Source organism: Paraflavisolibacter caeni, assembly GCF_025628885.1.
Taxonomy (GTDB): domain Bacteria; phylum Bacteroidota; class Bacteroidia; order Chitinophagales; family Chitinophagaceae; genus Flavisolibacter; species Flavisolibacter caeni.
In genome coordinates, this window is the sequence record NZ_JAOTIF010000002.1 from 121,242 (window position 1) to 141,880 (window position 20,639).

Annotated in this window: 23 protein-coding genes; 14 read left to right on the forward strand and 9 right to left on the reverse strand. The window is 39.3% G+C overall.

Annotated elements, in window-relative coordinates; all coding sequences use genetic code 11:
* Positions 1-321: 321 nt before the first annotated feature.
* From rplI to OCK74_RS04600, 5 genes are all read right to left on the reverse strand, one after another.
* Positions 322-768, reverse strand: a complete 447-nt coding sequence (gene rplI, locus OCK74_RS04580; protein ID WP_279295824.1) for a 50S ribosomal protein L9 — start codon at positions 766-768, stop codon at positions 322-324.
* Positions 769-780: 12 nt separating this feature from the next.
* A complete protein-coding gene (gene rpsR, locus OCK74_RS04585; RefSeq protein ID WP_279295825.1) occupies positions 781-1,047 on the reverse strand; it encodes a 30S ribosomal protein S18 in 267 nt (88 codons plus the stop codon).
* A 2-nt stretch (positions 1,048-1,049) separates the two neighbouring features.
* On the reverse strand, positions 1,050-1,406 hold the full coding sequence (gene rpsF, locus OCK74_RS04590) for a 30S ribosomal protein S6 (protein WP_279295826.1): 357 nt from the start codon (positions 1,404-1,406) through the stop codon (positions 1,050-1,052).
* 476 nt (positions 1,407-1,882) lie between these two features.
* Entirely contained in the window at positions 1,883-3,607 is a 1,725-nt protein-coding gene (recJ, locus tag OCK74_RS04595) for a single-stranded-DNA-specific exonuclease RecJ (RefSeq protein WP_279295827.1), read from the reverse strand.
* Between the two features lie 2 nt (positions 3,608-3,609).
* A complete protein-coding gene (locus OCK74_RS04600) occupies positions 3,610-4,572 on the reverse strand; it encodes a polyprenyl synthetase family protein (protein ID WP_279295828.1) in 963 nt (320 codons plus the stop codon).
* A 200-nt stretch (positions 4,573-4,772) separates the two neighbouring features.
* On the opposite strand from OCK74_RS04600, the gene OCK74_RS04605 reads away from it, so the two are divergent.
* The 8 genes from OCK74_RS04605 (at position 4,773) to OCK74_RS04640 (ending at position 11,859) form a co-directional block, all read left to right on the forward strand.
* On the forward strand, positions 4,773-6,386 hold the full coding sequence (locus tag OCK74_RS04605) for an OmpA family protein (RefSeq protein ID WP_279295829.1): 1,614 nt from the start codon (positions 4,773-4,775) through the stop codon (positions 6,384-6,386).
* Positions 6,387-6,521: 135 nt separating this feature from the next.
* Complete coding sequence (locus tag OCK74_RS04610) at positions 6,522-7,334, forward strand: outer membrane protein assembly factor BamD (protein WP_279295830.1); 813 nt, start codon at positions 6,522-6,524, stop codon at positions 7,332-7,334.
* Entirely contained in the window at positions 7,309-7,650 is a 342-nt protein-coding gene (locus OCK74_RS04615) for a DNA-directed RNA polymerase subunit omega (RefSeq protein ID WP_279295831.1), read from the forward strand. Before OCK74_RS04610 ends, OCK74_RS04615 begins: the two co-directional genes overlap by 26 nt.
* Before the next feature lie 117 nt (positions 7,651-7,767).
* Positions 7,768-8,976: a bifunctional phosphopantothenoylcysteine decarboxylase/phosphopantothenate--cysteine ligase CoaBC gene (coaBC, locus tag OCK74_RS04620; protein WP_279295832.1), complete on the forward strand. Its 1,209-nt coding sequence runs from the start codon at positions 7,768-7,770 to the stop codon at positions 8,974-8,976.
* A gap of 18 nt (positions 8,977-8,994) precedes the next feature.
* Complete coding sequence (gene porD, locus OCK74_RS04625; RefSeq protein WP_279295833.1) at positions 8,995-9,909, forward strand: type IX secretion system protein PorD; 915 nt, start codon at positions 8,995-8,997, stop codon at positions 9,907-9,909.
* Positions 9,906-10,370: a DUF4296 domain-containing protein gene (locus OCK74_RS04630; protein ID WP_279295834.1), complete on the forward strand. Its 465-nt coding sequence runs from the start codon at positions 9,906-9,908 to the stop codon at positions 10,368-10,370. Before porD ends, OCK74_RS04630 begins: the two co-directional genes overlap by 4 nt.
* A gap of 76 nt (positions 10,371-10,446) precedes the next feature.
* Positions 10,447-11,145 carry a CoA transferase subunit A gene (locus tag OCK74_RS04635; protein WP_279295835.1) on the forward strand — a complete coding sequence of 233 codons (699 nt, stop codon included), beginning with the start codon at positions 10,447-10,449 and terminating at the stop codon, positions 11,143-11,145.
* Positions 11,146-11,202: 57 nt separating this feature from the next.
* Positions 11,203-11,859 (forward strand): CoA transferase subunit B, encoded by a 657-nt coding sequence (locus tag OCK74_RS04640; RefSeq protein ID WP_279295836.1) that lies wholly within the window; start codon positions 11,203-11,205, stop codon positions 11,857-11,859.
* 61 nt (positions 11,860-11,920) lie between these two features.
* Here the strand turns inward: OCK74_RS04640 and OCK74_RS04645 are convergent, their stop codons facing one another.
* Positions 11,921-12,571, reverse strand: coding sequence for a response regulator (locus tag OCK74_RS04645; RefSeq protein WP_279295837.1), 651 nt, complete (start codon positions 12,569-12,571; stop codon positions 11,921-11,923).
* Positions 12,572-12,587: 16 nt separating this feature from the next.
* Complete coding sequence (locus OCK74_RS04650; protein WP_279295838.1) at positions 12,588-13,430, reverse strand: sensor histidine kinase; 843 nt, start codon at positions 13,428-13,430, stop codon at positions 12,588-12,590.
* Between the two features lie 1,397 nt (positions 13,431-14,827).
* Here OCK74_RS04650 and OCK74_RS04655 point away from each other — a divergent pair.
* The 4 genes from OCK74_RS04655 (at position 14,828) to OCK74_RS04670 (ending at position 18,099) form a co-directional block, all read left to right on the forward strand.
* Positions 14,828-15,490: a response regulator gene (locus OCK74_RS04655; RefSeq protein WP_279295839.1), complete on the forward strand. Its 663-nt coding sequence runs from the start codon at positions 14,828-14,830 to the stop codon at positions 15,488-15,490.
* Positions 15,491-15,552: 62 nt separating this feature from the next.
* Positions 15,553-16,305 (forward strand): class I SAM-dependent methyltransferase, encoded by a 753-nt coding sequence (locus OCK74_RS04660; protein ID WP_279295840.1) that lies wholly within the window; start codon positions 15,553-15,555, stop codon positions 16,303-16,305.
* Between the two features lie 221 nt (positions 16,306-16,526).
* Positions 16,527-17,198 carry a response regulator transcription factor gene (locus OCK74_RS04665; protein WP_279295841.1) on the forward strand — a complete coding sequence of 224 codons (672 nt, stop codon included), beginning with the start codon at positions 16,527-16,529 and terminating at the stop codon, positions 17,196-17,198.
* 79 nt (positions 17,199-17,277) lie between these two features.
* Positions 17,278-18,099 carry an aminotransferase class IV gene (locus OCK74_RS04670; protein WP_279295842.1) on the forward strand — a complete coding sequence of 274 codons (822 nt, stop codon included), beginning with the start codon at positions 17,278-17,280 and terminating at the stop codon, positions 18,097-18,099.
* Between the two features lie 91 nt (positions 18,100-18,190).
* Here OCK74_RS04670 and OCK74_RS04675 read toward each other — a convergent pair whose 3' ends face one another.
* Positions 18,191-19,006 carry a 1,4-dihydroxy-6-naphtoate synthase gene (locus OCK74_RS04675; RefSeq protein WP_279295843.1) on the reverse strand — a complete coding sequence of 272 codons (816 nt, stop codon included), beginning with the start codon at positions 19,004-19,006 and terminating at the stop codon, positions 18,191-18,193.
* 12 nt (positions 19,007-19,018) lie between these two features.
* The gene (gene mqnB, locus OCK74_RS04680) at positions 19,019-19,705 is read right to left on the reverse strand and encodes a futalosine hydrolase (protein ID WP_279295844.1); all 687 of its coding nucleotides are present in this window, start codon (positions 19,703-19,705) and stop codon (positions 19,019-19,021) included.
* Between the two features lie 83 nt (positions 19,706-19,788).
* Here mqnB and OCK74_RS04685 point away from each other — a divergent pair, with 83 nt between their 5' ends.
* Positions 19,789-20,199: a 6-pyruvoyl trahydropterin synthase family protein gene (locus tag OCK74_RS04685; RefSeq protein WP_279296222.1), complete on the forward strand. Its 411-nt coding sequence runs from the start codon at positions 19,789-19,791 to the stop codon at positions 20,197-20,199.
* 14 nt (positions 20,200-20,213) lie between these two features.
* Positions 20,214-20,624 (forward strand): 6-pyruvoyl trahydropterin synthase family protein, encoded by a 411-nt coding sequence (locus tag OCK74_RS04690; RefSeq protein ID WP_279295845.1) that lies wholly within the window; start codon positions 20,214-20,216, stop codon positions 20,622-20,624.
* Positions 20,625-20,639: the final 15 nt, after the last annotated feature.

A 20,639-nucleotide genomic window follows, 5' to 3' on the forward strand; every position in this document is an offset into this window, starting at 1 on the left:
CAAAAGGTTCAATGATATTGCGAAACTGTACTGATGACTAGACGATAACGAAAATAAAGGAATTATTTTACAAAAAACCAAATTCTTTTTAAAGAAAAATTGTTCTTATTTGATTTTTGACAGGAAATCTAAGCGGAAATTGAATAAATGCGCATGAGAAAGCTTATATAGAAAACCTCAAAATCACCGCTGGAGCAATTAAATAACTTGATAGAATTCATTAAAAAGAAATTCTTTTACTTCACAAATGACACTTCTGACAAAAAAAGAGGGTGTCTCTTACTTTTGAGACACCCTCCATATAAAAAAGAAATAACGTTATTATTCAGCAACAACTTCAAATTCAACTTCAGCGGATTGTCCATTACCAAAGTCGATAGCTGCTTTATAAGTACCTAATTCTTTTACTTCATCATTGATAGAGATCTTTCTTCTATCAATAGTGTAACCTTTCTGATCTTTAATAGCACGGCTGATTTGCAAAGGCGTAACGCTTCCGAAAATTTTGCCGCTGGTACCAGTTTTAGCACCAATTTTCAGCGGAGATTCTTGCAGCTTGCTTACTACGCTGTTGATTTCCGCCAGCATTTTTTCTTCTTTCTTCTTAGCTTGCTTCAGACGCTCTTCCAGTTGTTTGCGGTTTGAAGGGCTAGCTTCCACGGCAAAGCCTTGTGGAATTAAGTAGTTACGGGCATAACCGTTTCTTACTTTTACCAGCTCGTTGCTTCCGCCAAGGTTATCAACGTCTTGTATTAATATTACTTCCATTTATAACCTCCTTTACTTTAAAAGATCTGTTACATAAGGTAACAAAGCCATTTGACGTGCTTTTTTCACTGCATCGCTCACTTTACGCTGGTATTTCAAAGAATTACCAGTAATACGGCGAGGCAATAATTTACCTTGTTCGTTTAAAAACTTTTTCAGGAACTCTACATCTTTATAGTCGATGTAGCGGATGCCATATTTCTTGAAGCGGCAGAATTTCTTAGGGCGCTTCTCGCTTTTAATGGCCGTCAGGTATTTAATTTCATTTGCTTTAGCCATGATTAAACCTCCGTAGCTTTTTCAGTTCCTGTAGGTACGCCACTTCTCTTCTTTGCATTGTACTCAACGGCGTATTTATCGAGTTTTGTAGCCAAGTGACGCAATACAGATTCGTCACGCAGAAGCTGTATTTTCAGCTTCTCATTGAAGTCGGATGGCGCAGTAAATTCCACAACCCAGTACAAACCAGTGGTTTTTTTCTGGATGGGATACGCCAGTGATTTTAATCCCCAAGGATTTTCAGCCACAATCTGACCACCGTTTTCGGTAACCAGGCTTGTGTACTTTTTCTGAGCATTTTTAAACTCGTCATCGCTCAGAACAGGGGTAAAAATCACCATCAATTCATAATTGTTCATTTCCCTGCGTATTTTGTTAAAAAATAAAAATTGGAGCGCAAAGGTAATAGGAAACGAGTATATGTAATATTTTATTTGTGATTTTAACCCTAGATTGGCAACAATAAACCCTTTACCATATCCCAATAAACCCTCTATCATCTCTCATCTACCATATTTTCTCCCCCAATCGTCATTCCACTCATTTACCTTATAGTAATCTTATAGGAAACTTACCGTAAAGTTATAGTAAACATATAGTAGAGTTATAGTAAACATTAGCCGTACATCCTAACTACATCCTCCCTATATACTCCTCGACCACTCCTATACTACTCCGGATCAACCCCGTATCTACCATATACCTACGCCCTACTATCCCCTTATCTAACCCACTCATACCTTCTGGATAGCTGAAGCATACCGGAAGCACACCTGAAGCATACTTACAGCATACCTGAAGCACGAAACAGATTTTTACTCCCCCAACCCCAAGCTTAGACATCATTCTCATCATCTTCCGGCGTTTCCCTGATATCCAGAACCTTAAGTTGCAGGTTCTTCTCGCCATTCCAGTCGTTCTCATCTATTTTAAAAACAATATCAACAGGGTTTCCTGTTAAGAGTAGGGGCATTTTGTCGGCCATGCCAAAACCAATGCCTGTAAAAGTGATGTTGTCCTGTTTGACAACAAAACGGAGGTGGGATTCTTTGACCACTTTACTATAGCCGGTATTATATATATATCTGGCCACAAAGGTGGGACGTACATTATCTGGCCCAAATGGCTCCATCTGGCAAAGAATATCATAAAAGGGCTGCCGGATGTCACTAAACTTGATTTCTGCATCAATGACAATTTCCGGGATCAGCAATTCAGGGTGTATGGAGGCCTGAACTACCTCTTCAAATTTTTGACAGAAGGCATCTACTTTATCGAGTTCCAGCGTCATGCCGGCTGCATAAAAGTGGCCGCCATAGCCTAAAAGCAGGTCTTTACACTGGTGGACAGCTTCGTAAACATTGAATCCGGCAACGCTCCTGGCAGAGCCGGATACATAATCCCCGGACTGGGTAAGGATAATCGTAGGCCGGTAATAATAATCTATTAACCGTGAAGCCACAATGCCAACCACCCCTTTATGCCAGTGTGGTTGAAATAGAACGGTACTTTTGCGGTTAACCAACAAAGCATCGCTCTCAATAAGAGTAAGGGCTTCTTCAGTGATGCTGCTATCAGCCTCTTTGCGGTGGCTGTTATCCACATGAAGTGCTTCTGCCCATTGCATAGCCTCATCCAGGCTTTCTGCTACAAACATTTGCACCGCTTTCCGGGCATCATCCATTCTGCCGGCAGCATTTACCCTAGGAGCAATGATAAATACAAGGTTTTGGATCTGGATAGTCTTTAAAAAACCACTCAGGATACTCAACGCCTTTATACCAAAATTCGGGTTGTCATTCGCCTTTTGTAAGCCATAATAAGCTAAAACCCGGTTCTCTCCGGTAATAGGGACAATATCCGCCGCAATTGCAGTTGCTACAAGGTCAAGAAAATGGAAGGCTTCCTCCTGGGGTAGCCCCATTTTTTGACAGAGGGCCGAAATAAGCTTAAAACCTACGCCACAGCCACAAAGATCCTTATAGGGATATGGACAGTTTAGTTGTTTGGGATTCAGAATAGCCACCGCTTCGGGCAGAATTTCATCCGGTAGGTGATGGTCGCAAACAATAAAATCAATGCCTAGTTCTTTGGCATATTGGATGAGGTCCACTGATTTAATGCCGCAGTCCAGCGAGATAATTAATGTATAATCCTGCTCAAATGCAAAGTCCACACCGGCCTTGCTAATGCCATAACCTTCCTTATAGCGGTGGGGAATATAAAATTCTGTATGGGAATAAAACTTTTTGATGAATTGGTACATGCACGCAACAGATGTGGTGCCGTCAACATCATAGTCTCCGAATACAAGTATTTTTTCTTCGTTAGCGAAAGCCTGCAAGATGCGGTCAACAGCCTTGTCCATGTCCTTCATGAGCCATGGATCATGCAAATCACTCAACTGTGGTCTAAAGAACTTTTTAGCCTGGCCAAAAGTTTCAATACCCCTCTGCACAAGGAGATTACACAAAACAGGGTGTATCTTCAATGCCTGGTAAAGAGCATCAACCTTTTCCTTTTCAGCGCCACTAACCCTCCATCTTTTTTGCTTGCTCATGATTAATATTTACGATCCGTAACGAAATTGACCAGGTCTTCAAAACCGTCCCTGATTTCTGAAGGTGGAAATGTATGCAATATTTGCAAAGCTTGCTGCTTATATGCGTTCATTTTATCAATTGTGTAAGAAATACCTCCGCTTTTGATAACCACATCAACCACATAATCAACTTTGGCCTTCCGGGTATTCTCATTCTTTATAATGTAAATCAACTCCCGGCGCGTCTTCTTATCAATGGTATTTAAAGTATATATGAGCGGTAAAGTGAGCTTCTTTTCTTTAATATCATTACCGGTTGGTTTACCAATGTCTTGAGCAGTATAATCAAAAAGGTCGTCCTTCATTTGAAAAGCAATGCCCACCTTTTCGCCAAATTCCCTCATTTTCTCCGTTTGCTCTTCATCCTGTGTCGATGACCATGTGCCAGCAGCGCAGGCTGCAGCTAATAAAGACGCAGTTTTATTGCGGATAATATCAAAATAGACATCTTCATCCAAATTCAATGATCTTGACTTTTCCATTTGCAGCAATTCCCCTTCACTCATTTGGCGAACAGCGTTAGATAATAGCTGCAGTATGCGAAAGTCATTATTGTCCAATGAAAGCAACAATCCCTTGGCAAGCAGGTAATCGCCTACTAACACGGAAACTTTATTTTTCCACAAAGCATACACAGAAAAGAAACCCCTGCGTTCCAAAGAATCGTCCACCACATCGTCATGCACTAAAGTAGCTGTATGCAATAGCTCTACTAATGAAGCTGCTCTATAGGTAGAATCGTTAACTTGACCTGATAATTTAGCGGCCAGAAATACAAACATAGGCCGCATCTGTTTCCCTTTACGCTTTACAACGTAGCGCATTACACGATCTAACAAGGGAACATTGCTGTTGACTGCATCTTTAAATTTATGCTCAAAGATGGCCAATTCTTTTTCTATTAATTTAACTGGTAATTCCATTCGTAAATTCTGGGAGCAAGTTACAACTGACTTTAATTAAAACAACCTGAAGTGTAATAATTGACTTGGCAGGATTTTTATTATATCTTTGATTTACGTGTAACCTTGTCAGTAATAATTTTAAAAATTTGGTAATTGTACGTCAATATTTATTTTTGCCTCTGATTAGGACATTGTTTTTCAAAAATCAATCAAAAGTTATGGCAAGCAAAAAGTACTCTTTTCTTCTGGGCATTTTATGCCTATTGGCTACGTACGGCTTCTCGCAGGAAGCGGGAGGTGGTTACTCAGCCTCAGATTCTTCTATTGTCCCCGACAAAAGAATGCCTCAGCACACCGAGTTTTTAAACGGTACATATAACTTCCCCGCAAAACCAAGAAACCAATGGGAAATAGGTATCAAAGGTGGTATGTTCAATATTAGCGGTGACGTATCCACTAAATTTGATGGCGGATTCGGAGTCCATGTTCGTAAAGCAATGGGTTATGTATTCTCAATGCGTTTAGAATATATGTATGCTAATGCTAAAGGTTTGAACTGGAGACCTTCAGGCAACTACAGTAGCAATGATCCTTGGATAGCAGCTGGCTATACAGGTGATATTTATTACAATTACAAAACAAACATTCAGGACCTGTCTTTAGAAGGTCTCATAACCCTGAACAATATCCGTTTTCACAAAGCTAAAACTGGATTCAACCTTTATGGTATCTTTGGTATTGGCGGTATGATCTACGATGCGAAAGTGAACGCATTGAACGGAAGTACCCCTTATAACTTCAGTGGTGTTTCCGGTGGTGTTTATGAAAACAGAAAAGATACTAAAAACGCTATTAAAGATCTGTTAGACGATTCTTATGAATCTTCTGCAGAAAACCATGGCGACACTCGTCCAAAACTGTTCGGCAGCACATTTAAGCCTGTAGGACATGTTGGTGCAGGGGTTGCTTTCAAACTGAACAACCGCTTCAACCTGGCTCTGGAAGATCGCTTCTCAATTACTAAAGACGATTTATTGGACGGTCAGCGCTGGTCTGAGCAAAGCAGCTCTCCAACAACTCCTGTTCTTACCCAAGACTACGATACTTACAACTTCTTATCTCTTGGCCTTAACTACAACATCGGTTCTAAATCTATTGAGCCTTTGTGGTGGGTTAATCCTTTGGATTATGCTTACAGCGAAATCCGCAATCCTCGCCTGATGCGTTTACCAAAACCTGTTTTACCTGATGCTGATGGTGATGGCGTAACTGACCAGTTTGACTTGGAACAAACTCCTCAGGGTGTTCCTGTTGATTCTCACGGTGTAAGCCGCGATACAGACGGTGACGGTGTTCCTGATGCTCGCGATAAAGAATTGGTGACTCCAACTGTTTGTCAGCCTGTTGATGCTGATGGTGTTGGTAAATGTCCTTGTCCAGAAGGTTGCGGAAGAATTGATTCTAATGCATGCGCTACTGCTTTGGGTGCTTTACCAAGTGTTACTTTCACTGGTAACTCAGTTCGCCTGACAGAAGATGCAAAAAGCCTGCTCGCTAGTGTAGCTAGCCGCCTTCGCAACAATCCTGAATGTCGTATTGTTGTAGTAGGTTACTGCGCTTCTACTAAATCTGAACAACAAAGAAGCTGGGATCGCGTAAATGCTGTGATCAACCATCTGGTAGAAAAAGAAGGTATCAGCGGCGACCGCCTGATCTTCCAATACGGTATGGAAGGTGGAGATTGCAACACTGTTGATCTGCGTGCTGCAGCTTCCGGTGAGCAAGGTCCAAACAACGTTCCTGCTCCTCACCCAAATCTGAGAAAACAATAATTTAGATTATATGAAATAAAAAACCCTCCAAAATGGAGGGTTTTTTATTTCTTGGATAAACATTAACTCAAAACTTTTAGAAAATTGAAAGAATTATAGAAATTTTGCTCCAACTGATTAATTTTGCAAACTTTTATGCGCTTTTTATTAATTGCCTTTATCTCGCTGTTTTTGGTTAGCTGTCAGGGGATCAACAAGGTTTTAAAAAGTAAGGATCCGGAGTATAAGCTGAGAATGGCTGAGCAATACTATGCTAAAAAGAAGTATACTTATGCCCAACAGCTTTACGAAGATGTGATCCCTTTCTTTAAAGGCCGCCCGGAATTCGAGGATATTTATTATAAATATGCCTATACCGCTTATAACCAGCACGATTATTTAAACGCTGAGAACCTCTTTAAAACCTATCTGGAAGCGTTTCCAAATAGCTCCAGGGCAGAAGAAATCGAGTTCATGCGTGCATATGCCTTTTATATGCAATCTCCAAAACCTTCACTGGACCAGACAAATACTTTGAAGGTGATAGGCATGATGCAAACTTTTATCAACACCCATCCAGGCTCAGAGCGCAACAAACAAGCTGCAGACATTATGGAAATATGTCGTAATAAGCTGGAAACCAAGGACTTCAGCGCTGCCCAGTTGTACTTCGATATTGGTCAGTTTAGGGCCGCTGCCGTTTCTTTCAGCTCGTTACTGAACTCCTATCCGGATTCTCCTAAAGGCGATGAATATAAACTGATGACAGTGAAGTCTTATTATCGCTTTGCTGAACTGAGTGTAGAAGAAAAGAAAGTAGAGCGCTTCGAAAAGGTAATTGAGGAGTGTAACGACTTTATGGACCGCTTCCCTCAAAGTCCTTTAGTGAAGCAAGTAGAGAATTATTTAACTTTGACCCAATCAAATATTAAAAACATTACAAATGAGCCGTCTAAGAAGACAACTTAGTACTAGCACTACCAATAATGTAGAAACACGTAATTTGAATGACCTGAAGGAAAGAACAGGGAATTTATATGAATCAATTTCCATTATTGCAAAAAGGGCTAACCAGATAAACATCACCATCAAAGAAGAATTACACAATAAACTCGAAGAGTTTGCTACCCATACAGATAGCCTTGAAGAAGTTCATGAAAATAAAGAGCAAATAGAAATTTCTAAGGCTTATGAACGTATGCCAAACCCTGCATTATTAGCAACCCAGGAGTTTTTTGAAGAAAAGATCCACTTCCGTAAAGGTGAAGAGGACCTGTTCCAATAAATTGTAACTGGTTGAATTATATCAGTTTATATTAATTTTAGCAACACCAAATAAACTATTGTTTATTTGGTGTTCTTTTTTAATTATAGGCTTAGGGCAAGCTTTTAAACCAAAACAATGTTAAAAGGAAAGAAGATAATAATTGGCATAACAGGTAGTATTGCTGCATATAAAAGTATATTGATTGTACGTCAACTGATCAAGGCTGGCGCAGAGGTAAAAGTAATAATGACACCTGCAGCAAAGGACTTCGTTTCTCCGTTAACATTATCTACACTTTCCAAAAACAAGGTTTTGATTGATCTTTTTAACGAAGATGCCTGGGAAAACCATGTTTTTTTGGGGCGTTGGGCTGACCTTTTTCTCATGGCGCCACTTAGTTGCAATACATTGGGCAAGATGGCTCAAGGCCTTTGTGACAGCTTACTGATGGCAGTTTACTTGTCTGCAACCTGCCCTGTAATGATTGCTCCGGCAATGGATGAGGATATGTGGCATCACCCCTCCACCCGCAGGAACCTGCAAACCTTGGAAAATGACGGTTGCCTGTTGCTCCCGGTCGAGCATGGAGAGCTCGCTAGCGGGTTAACAGGAGAGGGGAGAATGGCTGAACCTGAAACGATTATTCAGTTCATGAGCAGCTTTTTTCAGCAAAAAATGCAGTTAAAAGGTAAAAAGGCCTTAGTAACTGCCGGGCCTACATACGAAGCGATCGATCCGGTACGTTTTATTGGCAACCATTCTTCAGGTAAAATGGGATATGCGCTGGCAGAAGAGCTGGCAAACCGTGGAGCTGAAGTCGTTTTGATTTCAGGCCCTGTTTCCCTGAAGCCTAATTCGCAAAACATCCAGTTGATAAAAGTAACGGCCGCCGAAGAAATGTACAATCAGTGCATGAAACATGCTCAGGATTATGATATTGCTATAATGTCTGCTGCTGTTGCAGATTATACACCTTTGCAAAAGGCTGAAGAGAAAATTAAAAAAAGCAGTAGTGAATTGGAGATAAAGCTAAAGAAAACGAAAGATATACTCGCTAGCCTTGGGAATTTGAAAACTGATAAACAAATACTGGTTGGTTTTGCCCTGGAAACCGTTGACGAAGAGCAATACGCCTTAAAGAAATTGGAAGAGAAAAATGCAGACATGATTATTTTGAATTCTCTTAAAGACGAAGGGGCTGGCTTTGGAAAGGATACAAATAAAATTACACTCTTTAAAAAGGGGGGCGAAAAAATGACCTATCCCACTAAATCTAAAGAGTTAGTAGCGAAAGATATTGTTGATTCTATAATTGAAATGGTTCATTCCATCTGGCCAATTTGAAAAATGAAAATATTTCAGATGAAGAAGATCATTCTCTTTTTTTTATTGTGTGTATTGGTAAATAGCAGTTTCTCTCAGGAGTTGCAGGCTAGGCTAACTGTGGTATCAACTAAAGTAGGTACACAGGTAGATAAGAAAGTGTTTCTAACACTCCAATCCGCACTTTCTAATTTTTTGAACAACAGGAAATGGACTTCTGAAAATTTCTTGCCCCAGGAAAAGATTCAATGTAATTTTTTGATTAACATCGATCAGGTTCTTAGCGATAACGTCTATAAAGCTTCCTTGACAGTACAGGCTGCTCGGCCAATCTACAACACAATCTACCAGTCACCTATACTAAATTTTCAGGATAATGACCTGGTTTTTAAATATATCGAGTTCCAGCCAATAGAATTCAACGAAAACCGCATACAGGGTGCCGATCCCATAGTGGCAAACCTGACCGCAGTTTTGGCTTATTATGCGAACATTATTTTAGGATTGGATTATGACTCCTTTTCACCACGCGGCGGCGATCCCTTTTTTCAGAAAGCTTTCAACATCGTTAATAATGCTCCTGAGGCCAGGGAGATTTCCGGCTGGAAACCCTTTGATGGCATGCGCAACCGTTTCCGCCTAACTGAAAACTTTACAGATAATCGATTCAACCTTATTCATGAAGCAGTCTATTCGTATTATCGCCAGGGGCTGGACAAGTTTTATGAAAAAGAAGATTCTGCAAGAACTGGTGTTTTAAATGCCTTAAAAACTTTGAATACCTTAAATCAAAACAATCCCAATTTGATGTCAGTTCAAATGTTTTTCCAGGGAAAAAGCACCGAATTAGTAAACATCTTCAGTAAAGGCGATGCCAATGTTAAAGCCCAGGCGCGAGAGTATTTAAGTAAACTGGACGTTACCAATGCTGCAGCTTATAAAGAAATCAAATGAGTAGAATCTTAATATTAGCTTTTTTATTTTTAATCATTGGTTGTAATGCTGGCCCCGAAATCCCCAAAGGAATTTTACCTCCTCAGGAAATGCAATACATAATGTGGGATATGTTGCAGGCAGATGGGCTTGCTTCATATAGCCTGGATACCGTGATGCGGAGGCCTGCTAAACGAATGGAACTCTATAGCACAGTTCTGGCTACTCATAAAATGTCGCAGGGAACATTTCGCAAAAACATTCAATTTTACGAATCTCATCCCGATTTGCTTAAAATCGTGTTAGACTCATTACAGCAAATGGCTCTGAGAGATACTGCTACTATTGTTGTCAAACCTCAAAAAGTAACTACAGACACTGTAAAACGGGATACAACGAATAGACGGCTCGATTCGGTCAAATCTAGAATACTGCCGCCTATCGAAAAACTCAGAGCGCTGAAAAAAGAAAAGCCTGTGTAAAAACTTACTATCTAAACTGCAATAAAAATTATATGCCCCTCTTTACACCTTTGTAAATAAGCCATAAATTTAGTACATGAACAAGGTTTACAAGAACGCATTGGATGCAATGCACGATGTAAAGGATGGCTCAGTATTAATGTTAGGAGGATTTGGACTTTGTGGCATTCCCGAAAATTGTATTAAAGCCCTTGTGGAAAAAGGTGTCAAAGATCTAACCTGCATTTCAAATAATGCCGGAGTTGATGGCTTTGGCTTAGGGTTGTTGCTGCTCACCCGCCAGATCCGGAAGATGATGAGTTCCTATGTTGGTGAAAATGCCGAATTCGAAAGGCAACTACTCCACGGCGAATTAGAGGTGGAGTTGATGCCTCAGGGCACTTTAGCCACTCGTATTCAAATGGCAGGCATGGGAATTCCCGCTTTTTTTACACCGGCTGGTTACGGTACTGAAGTCGCGGAAGGTAAAGAGGTAAGGGAATTTAATGGTAAAATGTACCTCATGGAAACTGCTTTACTTGCTGACTTTGCCTTGGTAAAAGCATGGAAAGGCGATAAATATGGCAATCTTGTATTTAGAAAAACAACCCGCAACTTTTCTGTTCCCATGGCTAAGGCTGGTAATATAACCATTGCCGAAGTAGAGCATCTGGTTGAGCCCAGCGAACTGGACCCCGATCATATTCATGTAGCTGGTATTTATGTGCAACGCATCTTCCAGGGCCGCAATTATGAAAAAAGAATAGAACGGCGAACAGTACAAATGAGTAAATGAAATGAAACAATGTAAATGGGTATTTGAGAAATAGTAAATTGTAAATCTTAAATTCTTATGGCTTTAGATAAATATGGAATTGCTAAACGAATAGCACAGGAACTCCAGGATGGAATGTATGTAAATCTTGGAATTGGCATCCCTACACTCGTTTCAAACTACATTCCTGAAGGTGTTTCCATAATGCTTCAGAGCGAAAATGGGATGCTGGGTATGGGACCTTACCCTACAGAAGAAGAAATAGATGCAGATTTAATTAACGCCGGTAAAGAAACGGTAACTCTTTTACCCGGCGGAGCTTTTTTCGACAGTGCAGAAAGTTTTGGAATGATCCGGGCGGGCAAAGTAGACTTAACGGTTTTAGGAGCGATGGAAGTAAGTGAAAATGGAGATATTGCCAACTGGAAAATTCCCGGTAAAATGGTTAAAGGTATGGGAGGTGCAATGGATCTTGTGGCTAGCGCTAAAAACATTATTGTAGCCATGATGCATACCAACCCTAAAGGAGAGTCCAAACTGTTGCCCCAATGTACATTACCCCTTACAGGTGTGAGCTGTGTCAAAAAAGTAGTGACTGAACTTGCAGTCTTAGATATTACCCCAAACGGTTTTGAGCTGATCGAAAGAGCACCTGGAGTCAGTGTTGAAGAAATAAAGACCAAAACTGCTGGTAAGCTGATCATCCGTGGTGATATTCCGGAGATGAAACTCTGAATACTCAGAAAATTGAATGTAGCCTCTTCATCAACCACTAATCTTCTAAAGAACAAACGGCTTAGTCTACTAAATTATTCTTTACTGCAAAGAACACCAATCCTGCCGTGTTTTTACTGCCAAAACGCTCCATCAGGCGGTTCTTGATAGCTTCCACTGTGCGGGGACTGATATCCATTTTTTGGGCTATTTCCTGGGCTGTAAACTCAAGGCAAATGAGTTTCAATACGTCTCTTTCCTTATCATTAAGAGTGATTTCATTATTTAAGGAGGGAACTACCTTCTGTCTAGCATGTGACCGCTTGAGCAGTATTTTATTCACAAAGTTGTTGAGGTAATATCCCTTTTCATATACATCCATAATAGCCCGGCGTAGCTCCTGTGGTTCGGCATTCTTCAGCAAATACCCATGAGCCCCGTTTTCCATCATATGATAAACAAACCGCTCGTCTTCATACATGCTCAATACCAGAACGTGGATATGAGGATATTGTGTACTTAAAATTTTAGTGGTCTCAATACCATCTTTTTGAGGCATACGCAGATCCATTAAAACGACATCCGGCTCAGCGGAAGGGAGTCCTGCCAATAATTCATCTCCATTATCGGCTTCTAATACAAATTTTATGTTTGTATACGGCCGTAATGAAAGTATAACTCCTTTTCTGAAAATTTTATGGTCGTCTGCTATCGCTACTTTAATTACTTCCATAAGTTAAGCTCTGAAGCTACAATTGTTTTAAAAATCCTAGTGGATCATCAACTGGAACTTCAATGGTTATTTTATAATAAGATTGGTGGGTGTCTTTGTCAAACGCAATGCGACCGTTGGCAACCTGTATGCGACTGCTAATGTTTTTCAAACCTAAACCTGTTGTGCTTCTGTTTAATCTTTCAAAATCAGCTTGTGCTAGCCCTCTGCCATCGTGGTGAATCCTGATCACAAACCTGTCCCCTTGAACATTTTGTATCAGGTGAATAAAGCTGGCATTGCTGTGTTTTAAAATATTATTGACCAATTCCTGTATGACACGGAATATATTTAATTCCTTTTCAGACTTCATGCGCTCTTTATAATCATGGAACCGGCTGGTTGCACTAATACTCCCAGAAGCACTGATTTTTTGAAATAAGTCGTTTACAGCCGACTCTAAACCAAAGTTCTTTAAGGTCGGAGGCATCAGGCTATGGCTAATATTCCGGATTAGCTGAATGGTATCATCTAGAATTTGACGTACTTGGAAAATTGACTGAAGTTGGGTCGACTTATCCATGTTGACTAGGTTCTCACTCAGGTAAAGACGGGCTGTAGCTAGTAAAGGACCAGCATCATCATGCAGGTCTGCTGCAATGCGTTGTCTTTCTTCTTCCTGAGAATGTACTGATGCACTTAAAAGGATCCTCTGTTGTTCCTCCTCCATTGCTTTCATTTTCAACTGGTAGCGGATAACCTTTCTCTGGTGGAAAATAACAAACCCTACTAGGCAGCCAACTACCAATATCATACCCAGTGTGCCAAGAAGTATAAAGAACTGAATAGAAGCTGTATTAGTTGATTGCAGTAAAAACATTAGGCTTGCCGGGTAAGATTATGATGAAAGCGTTTAAATTTAGTTTTTTTAGATTCAAGTTGCAAAACAAATACAAGTATACCAATAGAAAAGAAGATATTTTTAAGAATTGAGAAAATATTAATAATAAGCCAAAATGATCTTAAATCTTTACGAGGTATATAACCTGCAAAAAGGTAGATAAAAAATGACCCCGACAAGTAAATGATGAAACCTGTAATGATCCAGAAATGATATGTATTATAAAGAAATGCAATCTCTGGCTTGTTGATCTGCTCGTAAAGAAAATAGAAGGAGAAAAAAAGGATGAGGATCGTTTCTATTCCAATGGATACAGAATCGAATTTCAAGTTCGGTGTAAAATAAGTAAAAATAAACTGGTATAAACTAAATCCTATAATAGAAAAAAGAATAATTCTTTTAATAGTATTACTTGTTACATTTAGAAAAATAAAATAGCTAAAAAGAGCATATTCAAAAACAGTAACGAAGCTATAGAAGTAAATCTTTTTATCAGAAGATGGAATTAATTCATATACATCTATTAACTCACTAAGGAAAAAAAATAGTGAATAAATAAGCAGCACTTGAAGAGATCTTTCCTTTTTCACTTTTTTGAAATGAAAAAATAAAAGACAAATAGGTAAAAGTTCAGAGAAAATAGCTGTATAAATAAAAAGGTTTTCTATAGTTGTATTATTTTGCCAAATATAGAAAACCTGAAATGCTCTTACATTATTTTTTTAGAGCTCCCACCAAGTTACTTCACCTGCAATATCGAAATCAGGTGGAACATTTCTAAAAGTTTTGTTGCGTACCATTTTCGTAAGTTTTAGTTATTTGATAGTGTAAATTTTATTCACCCGCTTTCCTTTACCAACAGGAAGCATGATCAGTGAAAACACTTAGAGGGAACTCAAATCTGTGCCAGTTAAATGTTTGAGGATTGAATTGCGTAAAACCGCGTATTGTAAAAGAGTAAAAACTCTTTTTGAAAATAGTAAAAATACTATGTTAGATTTGCGGCTCTGAAAGCTGGCGAGTGAATGAAGCTATATTTTTAGAATAGATTTAAAGATGTTGATATGTCAATATGGTTAATTATCAATGTTAAAACATCCGTTTCAAAAGAATGATATTGAAAACAACATACATTATACTATAAAAATAATTTAGTTTAAAAAAAGTAGAAATGCTGTAGGCTGATTTTAAAAAGAAAATGTATGGTTCGTAAAAATACGATGGGTGATGGTTAAAGGAATTTTGAGATTGTACACTTTTGATTTCCTTTGGAGATGTTATCTTTTATCTGTACAGAAGATTTCGCTGCTTAAAAACATTTAAATTTGTTGCCATTTAAATGTTCAGCTTTAAACTTTTAATTCCAATCTGACTGCATGAATGTCAATCAAATAAAAGTGGCTATCGCGGATGATCATAAAATTTTTCGCGATGGATTGAAAATGGCTTTAAAAGATAAAGATTATCTTAAAATGCTATGGGAGGCGGAAGATGGTAAAGACCTGTTGCACAAGCTGAGAATCAAACAGCCGGATGTGTTGCTGATGGATATAAGGATGCCAAAATTAGATGGCACCAATGCTATTAGCCTGATTCGGAAAGAGTTTGAAGGGATCAAGATCGTTGTGCTGACAATGTACGATCAACAGGAGATGATCACCAAAATGATGGAAATGGGTGCAAATGCCTATCTGTCTAAAACTACAGATCCTGATGAAATCTATAAAGCCATCTTGACCTGCATGAATGATGACTTTTATTTCAACGACTTGGTAAATAAAGCGGTATTATTAAAATTACAGCACAAAAGAACTGTACGTCAGTTTTACCCGATGCCGGTCAAGTTCAATGAAAAGGAACTGAATATTCTCAAACATATAGCCCTGGATAAGACTACTGAGGAAATCTCTAAAGAAGTATTCCTTAGCCCTCGCACAATAGAAACCATTCGCCAGAAAATGAAGGAGAAAGTGGGCGCTAAAACAATTGCTGGCCTGGTAATGTATGCATTAAGAAATAAATTGATTGATGAAGTATAAGAATATAGAATTTTAAATTTCAATTCATGTACCTACTGGGTTCAATTCCCAAATCTTGAATAATGAAACAGAATATTAATGATATTTTCTTTGGTGGGATTTATAAGGAAATTTGGCGGAAACTGATCCCCAAAGGCCTTACAGAGGCAGAGGTGGATTTTATTGAGGATATATGTAACCTTGAAAAAGGAAATCATGTTTTGGATTTGATGTGTGGTTATGGAAGGCATACCCTGGAGCTGGCAAACCGCGGATATAAGGTGACAGCCTTAGATAATTCATCCGACTATATTGCAGAAATTAATGGCAAAGTAAAAGATGGTGGTTTATCAATAGAGTGCCGCGAAGCCGACGTCGCTAATACCGTTTTTGAAAGAAGCTTTGACGCCGCCATTTGCATGGGTAACAGCTTTGCTTTCTTTGATGAAGAAGCTGCATTGCAATTATTGAAAAACTTGTCTGCAGCACTGCCTGTAGGTGCAATCTTTATTATTAATACTTGGACAATCGGGGAAATTGCCATCAAGTACTTCCAGGAAAGAACATGGATCAATGTAGAAGGTGGCTATAAATATTTAACTGAAAATAAATATCTATTTAATCCAACTCGGATCGAGGCTGAAAGTTTCATCGTTTCACCTGGGGGAACAACCTTAGAAGTAATCAACGGCATTGATTATATATTTACCATTTCTGAGCTTCAGACTTTGTTGAAAAAAGGTGGCTTTGAGCTGAGAGAGGTATTCAGCACACCCAGAAAGCGGAAATTTGTCCTTGGAGATGCTAAGGCATATATAGTCGCTGAAAGAGTGTAAATGGCTTGATCTTAAGAATTGTTAGAGCTAAACAAACCGGTTTATTAAAAGAAAACGTATTTATACGATTATTGATAGTAATTATCTGCTGCTGGTCGGTGATTTTATGCAGTGATAAATTCTGTAAAAGCTCAGTTGTTAATTCAGAATTTTACTGAGTAAAATACAAATGCTTATTCGCAATTTTGCAGTTGATAAGTTCGTGTTATAAAATTTCTGCTATGAAGAATCTTGATACTCCCATAAAAGTTATCATTACTGACGATCATGCGCTTTTCCGTACAGGCGTAAAAACTTCCTTGTTTGGCCGCAAGGACATACAAATGATCGGGGAGGCTGAAAATGGCATGCAATTGTTGAACCTGCTGAAACACATGAAGCCTGATGTGATTTTGCTAGATATCTCCATGCCTATAATGGATGGCATTACCACATTACCAGAGATCAAAAAAATCGATCCAGAGATAAAGGTGATCATGCTTACAATGCACAACGACCACTCCATGATCACTAAAATGATGGAAATTGGTGCTAATTCCTATCTTACTAAAGATTCTGATTCGGAAACAATCTATCAGGCCATCCGGACCTGTTTTGATGATGAATTTTATTTCAACGACCTCACGAATAAAGCGCTCCTTAAAGATTTGCGCAGTAAACGGGAACCGGAACCACAAGTGACCAGTTCTGAAATTCACTTGAACGAAAAGGAAACCTCAATTTTAAAGCTGATGTGCGAGGAAAAGAGCACAAAGGAAATCGCTGAAGCTGTTGAACTGAGTCCGCGCACGGTTGAAGCGATCCGTGATAAATTAAAAACAAAGACCGGCGCTAAATCTCTTGCCGGCTTGATCATGTATGCTGTAAAAGCCGGTATCGTAGAACAAAAGTAATCTCAAAGAAATTATAGTTTTGGGGTTGAACCATCATTGCTGCAACCTCTCCACATAAACTATAAATGATAAACTCTTTATGGTTTTTGTTTCTTTTAATGGTAAACTTTACCCGTCTGATGCTCCACTGTTTCTAGCCCAGAATAGAAGTTTTCGTTATGGGGATGGTTTATTTGAAACATTGAAAGTGCTTAATGGGCAACCGGTCCTTTCTGCTTTCCATTTTGACCGCTTGTGGCTAGGCATGCACATGCTGCAAATAAGTCAGCCTGTAGGTTTTACAAGGGAATTCCTGCTGGAAACAATAATCGGTTTATGTAAAGCAAATGATCTGCTGCAGGCCGCTAGAGTCAGGTTAGCTGTGTTTAGAAATGATGATAACATTGCAGAATTCGTAATAGAAACAATACCATTGCCCCCTGATGCAAACCTGCTGAATGAAAAAGGATGGAGTTTAGAACTTTACCCTTTCGCACGAAAGAGTTGCGATGCATTAGGAAATCTTAAAACAGCAAATTATTTGATTTATATATTGGCTGGACTCTATGCAAAAGAAAAAGCTGTTGATGAATGCCTGGTGCTGAACACAGAAAATAATATTTGTGATGGTTCAAAAGCAAATGTTTTTCTGGTGCATCATAATGAGGTTTATACACCCGCATTGCACCAGGGTTGTGTCAATGGTGTGATGAGACGCTATTTGGTCGAGCAATTAAAAGATATTGGAATTACTGTACACCAAAGGGAAATCAGTGAGCAGTTTTTATTAGAAGCAGACGAAGTCTTTGTTACTAATGCTATTACCGGCATGCGCTGGATCTCTTCTTACCGCAATAAGCAATACCGCAATGAAATAGTAAAAGATATCTACCAAAAAACCGTAGCAACTTTATTCAAATAACTTTTCCCTTCTTTAATTTTTAATCTTCGATGATGAAATGAACGCCTCTAAATGAAAGCCCCTTTCCTAAATTCGTCATTCGAATTATTCGTTATCCCAAAAACAGTTTTCCTTCCCATTGCCCCATATACACCTTATAAAGTTGCGTGATTGCTGCTTCCCCTTCTTCTCCTAATTGAAGTGAAAAGTTATTTACATAAAGATCTATATGTTGACGCATGACACTTTTATCCATTGCCTGTGCATGCGTTTCTACATATGCCGATATTTCAGGGTAATGGCTAAAAGCGTACTCTAGGCTCTTGCGGATCAATACATCCAGCTTTTGTTGAATAACTGGATGAATGCTTCTTTTCACTGCAATGCAGCCGAGGGGAATAGGCAAGCCTGTTTTGCTTTCCCAGTATGCTCCTAGGTCTAATACTTTATTCAGACCTTTTTGTTGATATGTAAAACGGTTTTCATGTATGATTAGGCCCAGGTCAGTTTTACCTTGCAGCACCGAATCTTCGATAGAAGAAAATAAAGTAGGTGTTCTATTTTGCGCTTGAGGAAAAGCAAAGCTGAGGAGGAAGTTGGCTGTAGTGTTTTCACCAGGAATAGCAATGCTTAAATTGGACACTTCTTTTGTTTCTACTTCCTCTTTTGAGATCAGGAGCGGACCAACACCTTTGCCTAATGCAGAACCGGATGATAATATGGTGTACTGTGAAACGTTGCGGAACAGCGCAGGAAAACTTAGCTTGGTAGCATCGAGCCGGCCTTCAATAGCCCATTGATTGAGAGTTTCTACATCTTCCAGGTATACCTCGAACTCAAGACCATCCGTATCGATCTTGTGATTGACCAATGCATCAAAAATGAATGTATCATTGGGACAGGGAGAGAATCCTAAGCGTAGTTTCATAGTTTTTTGGTTTTAAAGAATTTGTCCTCCGATGGCTGATAAATTACTCATTTCAATCATTGGCAAGATCCGTTGCAATTCTTTATTCAAATTAGAAATGGCTCCTTCAAGCATCCATTTGGACTTATCTCTTTCTCCTATATAGTTAGAGATCGTACGGATCTGAAGAAAGGCAACTTTTTCTTGTATAGCTACATAATGTAGGGCAGCTCCTTCTAACGACTCTACCTGTGCATTCCATTTTTCTTTATAATAATTAATACGCTGCACATTGGTCGATATTTCATTGACAGTAATTCCCTCTGCAAGTGAAAGCGTAGTCTTCGCCAGCAGCAGGAAAGAGGGATTTACCAATTTACCATGATTCCAGGGTTGACGATTCGCATCCGCTAGCTTAAGATCAAAAAGAGTTTTAAAGGAATTATTTTCCTCCACACCAGAGTCGGCAATACAATCACTGAGAAGGGCGAAAGTTTCACCTAGAGGGATGGTTGGATCCAATGAGCCGCCAATGCCAGCCTGGATGATCAGGTCTGGTTTGCTGGTTGAAAGATACTTGGCAAAACTATAGGCTGCTGGTAGGATTCCCGCACCCGTAATTAAAAAATCAAGCTTGTGATCTTTCAGTGGGTTTTCCTCAAAATATTGTTTAGAGGGCGCTATTTCAAATTCAGTAGCAGCACTAAGAAGAATTTGCATGTCGCAAAAATAAGGTCAGATCAGCCCAGATATTTCCAACTCGAAGTCTCAAATGCCTAATTTTGCACAAATTTCACCCTGAAATGGTGTACGTCACCCGTGTAGAACATTTTAACGCAGCTCATAAATTATTTAACCCTGACTGGAGCCGGGAACAAAATGATGCCGTTTTTGGAAAATGTGCCAATGATAACTGGCATGGGCACAATTACGAACTGTACGTAACCATTAAAGGAAACCCAAATCCTGAAACAGGCTTTGTGTACGATGCTAAAAAACTAAGCGATCTGATTAAAGAGCAGGTTACTGAAAAGCTGGATCATAGAAACCTGAATATAGATGTTGATTTCATGAATGGAAAGCTGTGCTCGACTGAAAACCTGGCCATAGGTATCTGGAACCAGTTGCAACAGCATCTACCACAGGATGTTTATCTTCACTGTATCAAACTCTATGAAACGCCAAGAATTTTTGTGGAGTATTACGGGGAATAAATCTAAATGAATCTATGAAGAGAGTGGCAGTTTACAGGAAGGAGCATTTTAATGCGGCTCACAGGTTGTTCCGTCAACAATGGAGCGATGAAGCTAATGCTGCAACTTTTGGCAAATGCAGCCTGCCACATTACCATGGCCATAATTATGAAATAGAGATCAAAGTTGTGGGCGAGCCAGATAAGGAAACTGGTTTTGTGATGGATATGAAGAAACTCTCCGACCTGGTACAGGAAAAAGTGATCAGTAAGTTCGATCATAAGAACCTGAACCTGGATACGGAAGAATTCAAAACGTTAAATCCTACAGCAGAGAATATTGCCATAATTATTTTTGAACTTTTGAGGCCTCATATCGATCCGTCTTTGGACCTGTTTATCAGGCTGTATGAAACACCAAGGAACTTTGTGGATTACCCGGCTTAAAGTAAAATGTAGTAA